This window comes from Gracilibacillus sp. YIM 98692 (assembly GCF_010993965.1).
GTDB lineage: Bacteria > Bacillota > Bacilli > Bacillales > Amphibacillaceae > Gracilibacillus.
Map to the genome: position 1 here is coordinate 1 of NZ_WIXM01000069.1, position 1,208 is coordinate 1,208.

At 49.7% G+C, this 1,208-nt stretch carries 9 tRNA genes and 1 rRNA gene; all 10 read left to right on the top strand.

Going from position 1 to position 1,208, the window contains the following annotated elements:
- The first annotated feature begins 138 nt into the window (after positions 1-138).
- The 10 genes from rrf (at position 139) to GHD00_RS20875 (ending at position 1,070) form a co-directional block, all read left to right on the top strand.
- Positions 139-254: ribosomal RNA gene (rrf, locus tag GHD00_RS20830) — 5S ribosomal RNA — on the top strand.
- Between the two features lie 8 nt (positions 255-262).
- A tRNA-Val gene (locus GHD00_RS20835) sits at positions 263-338 on the top strand.
- Between the two features lie 4 nt (positions 339-342).
- A tRNA-Thr gene (locus tag GHD00_RS20840) sits at positions 343-418 on the top strand.
- 5 nt (positions 419-423) lie between these two features.
- Positions 424-499, top strand: a tRNA-Lys gene (locus GHD00_RS20845).
- Positions 500-504: 5 nt separating this feature from the next.
- Positions 505-586, top strand: a tRNA-Leu gene (locus tag GHD00_RS20850).
- Between the two features lie 21 nt (positions 587-607).
- Positions 608-682 (top strand) — tRNA-Gly (locus tag GHD00_RS20855).
- Positions 683-734: 52 nt separating this feature from the next.
- A tRNA-Leu gene (locus tag GHD00_RS20860) sits at positions 735-823 on the top strand.
- A gap of 4 nt (positions 824-827) precedes the next feature.
- Positions 828-904: transfer RNA gene (locus tag GHD00_RS20865), tRNA-Arg, on the top strand.
- Between the two features lie 3 nt (positions 905-907).
- Positions 908-984 (top strand) — tRNA-Pro (locus tag GHD00_RS20870).
- A 10-nt stretch (positions 985-994) separates the two neighbouring features.
- A tRNA-Ala gene (locus GHD00_RS20875) sits at positions 995-1,070 on the top strand.
- Positions 1,071-1,208: the final 138 nt, after the last annotated feature.

A 1,208-nucleotide genomic window follows, 5' to 3' on the forward strand; every position in this document is an offset into this window, starting at 1 on the left:
GACTTAACTATCATGATGAACGCTTTAAACCGTTCGGTTTTGATGTCTATTTTTCTTATCTAGTTTTGAAGATATATTAAAAAACTCTTGCATTTTAAGCAGAAGATACGTTATAATATATCTTGTCCTTGAAAAAAGTCTGGTAACGATAGCGGAGAGGTCACACCTGTTCCCATGCCGAACACAGCAGTTAAGCTCTCCAGCGCCCATGGTAGTTGGGGCTTTGCCCCCGCAAGAGTAGGACGTTGCCAGGCAATACATAGGAGGATTAGCTCAGCTGGGAGAGCACTTGCCTTACAAGCAAGGGGTCGCAGGTTCGAGCCCTGCATCCTCCACCATTCAGCCGGTCTAGCTCAATTGGTAGAGCAACTGACTTGTAATCAGTAGGTTGGGGGTTCAAGTCCTCTGGCCGGCACCATTTTAGAGCCATTAGCTCAGTTGGTAGAGCATCTGACTTTTAATCAGAGGGTCGGAGGTTCGAATCCTCCATGGCTCACCACCTTAGCGGGTGTGGCGGAATTGGCAGACGCGCTAGACTTAGGATCTAGTGTCTCTTGACGTGGGGGTTCAAGTCCCTCCACCCGCATACATTCAAAATTTCACATGTGCGGAAGTAGTTCAGTGGTAGAACACCACCTTGCCAAGGTGGGGGTCGCGGGTTCGAATCCCGTCTTCCGCTCCATGACAACTTAATCATTTTGTTTGCCAGATGGTTAAGAAGCAACATAACCCATGCCGGGGTGGCGGAATTGGCAGACGCACAGGACTTAAAATCCTGCGGTGGGTTTCCACCGTGCCGGTTCGAGTCCGGCCCTCGGCACCACTTAGCGCCCGTAGCTCAATTGGATAGAGCGTTTGACTACGGATCAAAAGGTTAGGGGTTCGACTCCTCTCGGGCGCGCCATTTCGGGAAGTAGCTCAGCTTGGTAGAGCACTTGGTTTGGGACCAAGGGGTCGCAGGTTCGAATCCTGTCTTCCCGACCATTGATAATGCGGGGCCTTAGCTCAGCTGGGAGAGCGCCTGCTTTGCACGCAGGAGGTCAGCGGTTCGATCCCGCTAGGCTCCACCAATATATATTGATCTTTGAAAACTGAACAAAACAACCAGTATGTTAAGTACATGCTAGCTTACAAAAGCGAGCAAACGTTAAAGAACAGTTAAGAAACAAACTTTTTTGGAGAGTTTGATCTTGGCTCAGGACGAACGC